Annotated in this window: 5 protein-coding genes; 1 reads left to right on the top strand and 4 read right to left on the bottom strand. The window is 45.5% G+C overall.

What is annotated here, in order from left to right; all coding sequences use genetic code 11:
• The 3 genes from Q0668_RS05970 to Q0668_RS05980 all read right to left on the bottom strand — a co-directional run.
• On the bottom strand, window positions 1–2098 hold a 2098-nt coding region (locus Q0668_RS05970), incomplete at its 3' end, for a prolyl oligopeptidase family serine peptidase (RefSeq protein ID WP_298861279.1).
• Window positions 2099–2232: 134 nt separating this feature from the next.
• On the bottom strand, window positions 2233–2724 hold the full coding sequence (locus Q0668_RS05975) for a hypothetical protein (protein ID WP_298861282.1): 492 nt from the start codon (window positions 2722–2724) through the stop codon (window positions 2233–2235).
• Window positions 2725–2842: 118 nt separating this feature from the next.
• Entirely contained in the window at window positions 2843–4954 is a 2112-nt protein-coding gene (locus Q0668_RS05980; RefSeq protein ID WP_298861285.1) for an ABC transporter ATP-binding protein, read from the bottom strand.
• A 358-nt stretch (window positions 4955–5312) separates the two neighbouring features.
• Here Q0668_RS05980 and Q0668_RS05985 point away from each other — a divergent pair, with 358 nt between their 5' ends.
• The gene (locus tag Q0668_RS05985; protein ID WP_298861288.1) at window positions 5313–6767 is read left to right on the top strand and encodes an MATE family efflux transporter; all 1455 of its coding nucleotides are present in this window, start codon (window positions 5313–5315) and stop codon (window positions 6765–6767) included.
• 34 nt (window positions 6768–6801) lie between these two features.
• Here Q0668_RS05985 and Q0668_RS05990 read toward each other — a convergent pair.
• The coding region (locus Q0668_RS05990) for a lipoate--protein ligase family protein (RefSeq protein WP_298861291.1) at window positions 6802–7576 on the bottom strand (775 nt) is incomplete at its 5' end.

The raw sequence follows: 7576 nt of genomic DNA on the forward strand, positions 1-7576 counted from the left end.
AAAAATGATTTGCGAATTTTTGCGGTATTTCTTCGGGAAGTATGCCAATAAATTCAAAACTAAGCGTCATCTCTTTCAGATTTACTTTCACCGAGTCCTTGGCATATTCAGGGACAAAATCTTTCAGCCCCCTTCGAATCGTTCCTTCAAGAGATTCTGTCCAGACAATGGGATTGCTTTTCAGCGCATTTGTATGAAATTGATCAAAGCCGGTGACTTTGAATGTGGCTTTTCGTCTGGTGATATCGATTGTACTTTTTGCAGGTTGCGGGATGGATTTACTTGCTGACATTTGCGGGTTCGGTTGCGCAGAATTCGTATTTTTAACTTGTTTTTTGATCCATTCAATTCCCTTAGGAAGCCCTTCGTCGAGCATAGTCTGATAGTGATCACTGCCATCTCCGGCTACGAATTCAACGTTGGTGCCTTGCGCAGTGAGCTGTGATGCAAATTGATAAGAATTTTGAAAAGATGTGACCTGATCTCCTCGTGAGTGGAATAAAAACACAGGGCATTTCAAATCTTTGATATGTGTCTGCGGTGAACTGAGTCTGATAAAGTCTTCTATATCCGGTATTAATGGTTTTATTTCCGGTAAGAAATCTGCCATCGATTTCTTCAGATCGACCGAGGGGGCATAAGCGAGGCAACCTTTAATTTGTGGATAATGTTCTGCGAAGAGCAGTGACAGAGTGCCTGCGGAACTGTGACCGGCAATAAAGATGTTGTCTTTATCAATTCCGGGAATGACAGCTTGTGTTTCCAGAAAAGCATGGACGCAGTTTACGAGTCCCGCTTTACTTTTTTTGAAGTCTTTATGAGCCCTTTTGACATCCAGATTAGATGCTTGTTCTCTTCTCAACAGACGCCCATCGAGTGAAAACGTGACGACGGCGAAGCCCGCTTTCACATAGGGTTCATGCTCGGGGTTTGGACTTAAATCGTAAGAGTCTATGTCCATGCCCGTTAACAAATTCGAACCGGCGGGCGGTACGATAACACAGGGGACTGGTGAAGCTGGGTCAATATCTGGTGGTAGATAAACCCGAAACCTCATTTTTCCTCCAGCTGGTGCATCCCCATCAAATGATCTACTGTTGTGTGCTTCAAATACTTTTCCGATGGATTTTGTGCTTCGCTTTCGATAAACATTAAACCCTTCGACCCCTTCTGCAGGCCAGGACATTAACATTGGTTTGATCTGGGAGAGATCGAATTTTGTGAGCTGCGTTTGCCTGGTTTCTGTATTTTGAGCAGGTTTCTGAAATGATGAACCTGGCTGAGTTCGGTTCGGTGTATGGGGGTTTCTATTGAAGTGTTTGCTTTTCTTGAAGTTCTCAGAGGTTGAGTTCGTGTTAATGTCAGGGGTGGAGTTAACCTGTGGTGGTATATGTGCAAAATTGTTATTTCTGCCTGGCAATATATTACTCATGGATCCGAAAAACAGAAGAAAGGAAACTACCATAAGGGATAAGCCCGTTACAAAAGTAGCCACTGAATGCTTCGTTTGGTCAAATCGCGAGATACCAAAATAGAGATTGTAAAAAGGGATCACCAGGCAGAGTGCCAGTTCTCCGCCGCTTTCCTTAGCTGCTTCGATCAATAACCCGATGCCACCAGCAAAAAGACATCCAATTCCCACGAGCATAGACAGGAAAAAAGCCAACATTAATAAGTGGCTTTGCATAATAAAAAGAATCAAATTCAAGAGGATTAGAAAGACGAAAGTACCTGTGATGAACGGTGAGAAGCCATAATCTTTGAGAGAAAAATTAGATTTGGCTTTCTTTTGTTTCGGTGGTGCAGTTTTCTTTTTACTTGCCTTTGGTTTGGCAGAGGGGCCGCTGCTCAGGTCGGCGTCCCAGTCAGCGAATTCATCTTCGAGGGGGTCTGCATAAGAATCTGAATCATCATCTAAGAAGTCTAATTCCGGTTTGATTTGCTGTTTTTTTTTCTTTGGTTTCGGGATGACAAATGGCTCGTTACATTTGGGACATTTGACTTTTTTCCCAAAAGCAGCCGTGTTTTTGATTTTAAAGGAAGTGGTACAATGTGGGCATGTAATGGAGTGTGTGTCAGCCATAGAAGAGCGTTTCACTATTACAGTCTATCAGACAAGAAAATGAACAGAGTTGTTCATTACATTTGTTACTAATCTTACTGTGTGAGAGTACACGTTGCAAGTAGTGATTCTGTTCAACTTCGCAGATTGCTAACGAATGGAAGTCCCGTTTATTTTTCAGTTTGGGGGGACCGCTGAGAGACAACTTCCCGGAGCTCTCGCACTTCCATTTTCAGTTGCTGAACCTCACTTTTTAAATGATGCAACAACTCATGTGTTTCTTGTTGAGGTGTGTGAGCGTGGTGCCTTGTTTTGCTGATATGATCGCGGAGTTTTGTTTCCCGATTTTCTGCTTCGCGATGAATCTGATGCGCCAGGTCGTGTGCGCCGGCCGCTTCCAGATGTTTTGCGGCCTTATGCAAATTTTCGATTTGATGTTTTTGCAGTTCGATTTGATGTACCTGCTCCCGTTCGAGGTGCTGCCTGCGTGCTTTGTCTGCCTGTTGCTCCATAAATTTTTTAATGGCAATAGGGAGTGGATCTTCTCGTTTTTCCTGTGGAGATTGTGCATTCACCTGCGATGCTGGTGAGATGAAAAGATTCATTTTCAAAAAGCAGGCGACAAATAAAACGGCGAGAGTAATGATGAATGTTTTTTTCATGTCTTCAAGTTCTTTCTTTTGAAGAATATGTATTGGAATATGAGCAGGTCCTTTTCGGATGAAGGCGATCATTTCAGAATGGAATATCTGATCTGGGTGATGGCTTCGCGTGATCTCTTTATGCAGAACGTTGACGCACCTGGGCACTCAGCAGATTCTGGTAGTGAGGGCATGTGTTGATCAGAGTACTGTGTGGTCCGGTTGCGACCACTTTTCCAGAGTCCATGACCACGATTCGTGTTGCAAATTCGAGCAGGCTTTGTCCGATGGAATGCGTAATGATAAATACCGTTCGCCCGGGGGCAAATTCTTTCAATGCTTTGTGAATCAGAATTTCACTCTGTGAGTCAATCGCTGATGTTGCTTCATCTAAAATCAGGATTTCAGGATCTCGCAAAATCGCGCGTGCCAGAGAAATGCGTTGCCTCTGCCCGCCTGATAGCTCTTGTCCTTTTTCTCCGACGTTATAGAGTAATCCATCGGGTATTTGCTCGGCGAATTGTGAGACATGTGCTTGTTTGGCAACGGCTTCAATTTCAGGACGACTGGCAGAAGGTCGCCCGTAGCGAATATTCTCCAGGATCGTATCGTCAAATAGCATTGTTTCCTGTGAGACGACGCCGATATGATTTCGGAGGTCCTTCAGGCGAAAGTCTCGGATATCGGTTTCGTTAATTAAAACGCTGCCCTTGTCGGGGTCATAGAATCGGGGCAAAAGATTGACTAATGTTGATTTGCCGGAACCATTTTCACCTACCACAATAACGACTTCGCCCGCAGCGACTTCCAGATTCACACTATCGAGAATCGGATCATTATTTCGAGTAGAATCTTTTCGTAGTGAATACGTAAAGTCAATGTTAGTGAAATTTATCGATTCCAGTTTAAGAGGGAATGGTTGAGGTCCCTCAGATTCTTTGACGAGTGATTCGCGGTCGATAATCGCAAAGATCCGTTCTGCAGCGGCTGCCGTTCTTTTGAGTTTTGAGTAAACGGAAGACATTTTACGAGCAGGGTCAGTGATGCCGGCCAGTAACGCATACATTACACCCAGCGTGGCTACATCCATGGGGGCTGATGCCAGTTGAATACCCCAGATTTCGGTTTTTCCTCGCAAAACCAGATAGGCACCCGGAATTAGGGCAATGAAAATGGCCATCATTCCCAGCATTTCCGTCGTGGGGCTTGTTAAGGAATCGATGCGGACAATGCTCATGGCTTTTTTGAAAAACTCTTTATTTTCATGATGGAAGCGATTGCGATGTTTGCGTGCTCCATTAAATGCGATGATGACTTTGGAACTGTCAAAAGATTCTTCGAGAGTTTTGTAGATCCGCGACATGCTTTCCATCATTTTCTGGCTGGCATGTTTGAGCATTTTTCCGATTTTATAAAACACAATCGCAATCAACGGTGCAAAGATAAACGAAAGGAGTGTCAGTCGCCAATTAATCATAAAGGCGAAAATGATACAGGCGAGTGCTTTGAGAGGTTCACGTATAATTTTCCCTCCCATTAAAGTTAAGCCTTGAGAGAGTTGCTGCATGTCAAATGTAAAACGTGACATCAGCTCCGCTGTACCCTGGTCGGTGATACTTTGGTAATCCAGATCAAGAACTTTCCGAAAGCATTCTTTTCGGATGGCCATGGTTGCCAGTTCGACAACGCCCCCTACGATGACATCTTGAGTAAAAATACAGATGCCTTTGATTAAAGTGGCGAATAATAAAATTCCCAAAATGAGGGCGAAGGTATCGAAATGGTCATTGGGGACCCAGGGAAGAATCGTGGATTGAACCCACTTTAGTGCAAAGAGCTCTCGTGAAGCATTGCTGATTTTTTTCTGTTGCCGCGAGTGCTCGCTCAAAAGGTTAACGGGTGCTTCTGCCAGATCAGTATGAATGGTCTCGAGAGGCAGGGGTTTAAATTCTTGCTGATCTATATTTTGTGAATGAATTTGAACGGATAAATTTTTCAGGGCTTCCTGTTTTTCCTGAATGATTTCTTCATTCTTATTGATCTCCTTCTGCACATACTCATTCAGACTTTCCCCCTGTAGTAACACTTTAATTACGGGAAAGGCGACCGAGAGATTTGCACCCCATAACAGGGCTACGAGAATGGCAAAAAAGAAGGAAACGACGAGTCGCTTGCGGTAAGGCCAGACATAGTGCAGGATTCTCGCGAAGCTGTTCACGTCATTAGCGCTGTTTTTTGAATTGATCCGCATAATTTAAGTATCGCCTGGTGAATGGTTTCTGTTCTTGATTCAATCACTGAATCCGGTTGCTCTCTCATTGATGTGAATGAAGCGCAGTGATGGAAAACGCGAATTAAACTAGGAATCGGGGTTCAGGTCCAGATGAGATTTTAATTGATGGGGTGGTGGACCTAATGACACGTATCAAGGGCGTAAGCATTGTACCCCGCTTTTAGAATTGCGAACATATTGTTCATGTTATGTGTCGTCAGAGGGGCAATTTCCGGTGTTTTTGATATGCTGCCCACTGGATTGGGTCGTTTCTGTCTCTCCTCACTCAAATCCAGTCGATTCGCGTTCTTTTTTCTATTGATTGGATCCGTTCAAGATGGGAGCTTCTTCCCACAAATCTCAACCATTGGATGTCGAACCAGGAAGCTTGCGCGAACTGGCGAATATAGCTGTGCCATTGGTTTTGAGCTGTGGATCACTCTCGGTGATGCATGTGGTGGACCGGATTTTCCTATCATGGTGGTCTACTGATGCCGTCGCTGCTTCATTGCCTGCCGGCATGATCCAATGGGCGGCCATGTCGATTGCGATGGGAAACGCGACTTATGTGAATACTTTTATTGCACAGTACGAAGGCGCTGGTCAGAAGCAGCGTGTATCGGAATCATTTTGGCAGGGTATTTATCTGGCGTTGATCTGGGGGGGGATTCTGTTAATCGGGGTTCCACTTGCTCCTCATATCTTTTACTGGATTGGTCACGTTCCCGAGGTGCAAACATTGGAGGTCGATTATTTTTCGATCGTCTGTCTGGGCACGGGCCCCGCTTTGCTCTCCACCGTTCTTTCCTGTTTTTACACAGGACGTAGCAAGACGATGGTCGTGATGTGGGTGAATCTCGCTGCGGTCGTTCTGAATATCGTCCTGGATTATTGCTTGATCTTTGGTGCCGGCCCGATTCCTGCGATGGGAATTAAAGGGGCTGCCATAGCGACCGTAACGGCCAACGTGTCCACGATGGTCTTTTTTATCTTGATCATGTATGTGAAGCATGAAGCACGGGAATATGGATTGTTCAACCACTATCGCTGGAATCGTGAGCTATTCATGCGATTGCTGCGTTATGGATTTCCAAACGGGATGCTGTATTTTGTGGACATCATCGGGTTTACGATATTTGTTGTTTTAGTGGGACGAATCGGAAAGGTCGAGTTGGCAGCTACAACGATAGCCTTCAATTTGAACTCTCTGGCTTTTATTCCGATGATGGGTGTCGGGACTGCGGTGATGACGTTGGTGGGCACCAGGGTGGGCGAAAGTAAACCTCAATTGGCTGTGACCACGACCTGGAAAGCATTTGCTGTTTCCGCGATCTACATGTTGCTGTTTGCCGGCGTTTATGTTGGATTGCCAGAGGTGCTCTTGAGTCCTTATGAACCGGAAGTGATGACGGCGGATTTTCTGGAAGTCAAAGAGACGGTCATTGTGTTATTGCGATTTGCCGCTTTATTTGCGTTTTTCGATGCGGCGGCTGTTGTATTTAGTTCCGCCATTCGCGGAGCCGGGGATACTCGATTCTGCATGATTTTCACATTGATCTCGGGCTGGGCCATTATGGTCATTCCTACAATTCTGATCTGGATGTATGCCGATGCCAGCGTGAAATTGTTTGGCAGTTGGATTGCCTGTACGTCCTTCATCGCGACATTGGGGGTCGGATATTTAATTCGCTTTCAGCTGGGACACTGGAAGAAAATGCGCGTGATCGAAGATCACTTTTTGAATCCGGTCGTCGAAGATGAAGAGCAGCCGTTCGAAGAAGTCGTAAAATGATCACGTCATTTTGTGAGAGGCCGCAGCAATCTACTTAGCGACGGAGATTCCATTTCTCCGTCGTATATTTTTCTGTGACCAGTTGTTTGACGCGTTCTACAGGCAGAACGGGCTCTGCCTGATCTGCATTCCAGGTATCGATGAAGGCCTGTTTGAGTTCTGGCTGGCTGAGGGGATAATTAGTGACAAAGTCGAGATGGTCGCGCTGAGATCGATATTCGGGTTCGCGTTCGGGACTGGTTAAATAGCGGGGAATACGATCGAGGTCAAAATCGTACAGGATCGTTCCGTGATGCAGGAGCGTGGTTGTCAACCAGCGTTGTGAATTGCCGGAAAACTTTTTTCCCTGGATCGTTAAGTCGCTGATTCCCTGGAGTTCAATATTTAATTCAGGGCGGCGGACGTTAAAGTGATTGCGTATGCGATGTAAAATATCCTGTGTCGTGGCTTCAATGCCGGCCAGATGTTGCTTGTCTGTGATTCGCAAAAACAGGGAGTAGATAAAACAACCCGGACCGAGTAAAACCGTGCCGCCGCCTGTACAGCGTCTGAAAATGGGAATGTGATCCTGTAAACAGGCGGTCTGATTGACATTGGCGGCGACTTGATTTGAGCTACCTAGAACGACCGCATATTGATCGACTTCCCAGATCCGCAGGCAGCTTGCGGAATCCTGTTCATTGATTTGATAGAGCAGGGCTTCATCGAGGGCCAGATTTTCTTCCGGCGTTGGCAAAATGGTATTCGAAAACTGGCATTGGGAATGAAGCATTTCAGAAATTAAGTGCGCGTCGATCAACGGCCAGCGC

This window comes from uncultured Gimesia sp., assembly GCF_937910335.1.
GTDB lineage: Bacteria > Planctomycetota > Planctomycetia > Planctomycetales > Planctomycetaceae > Gimesia.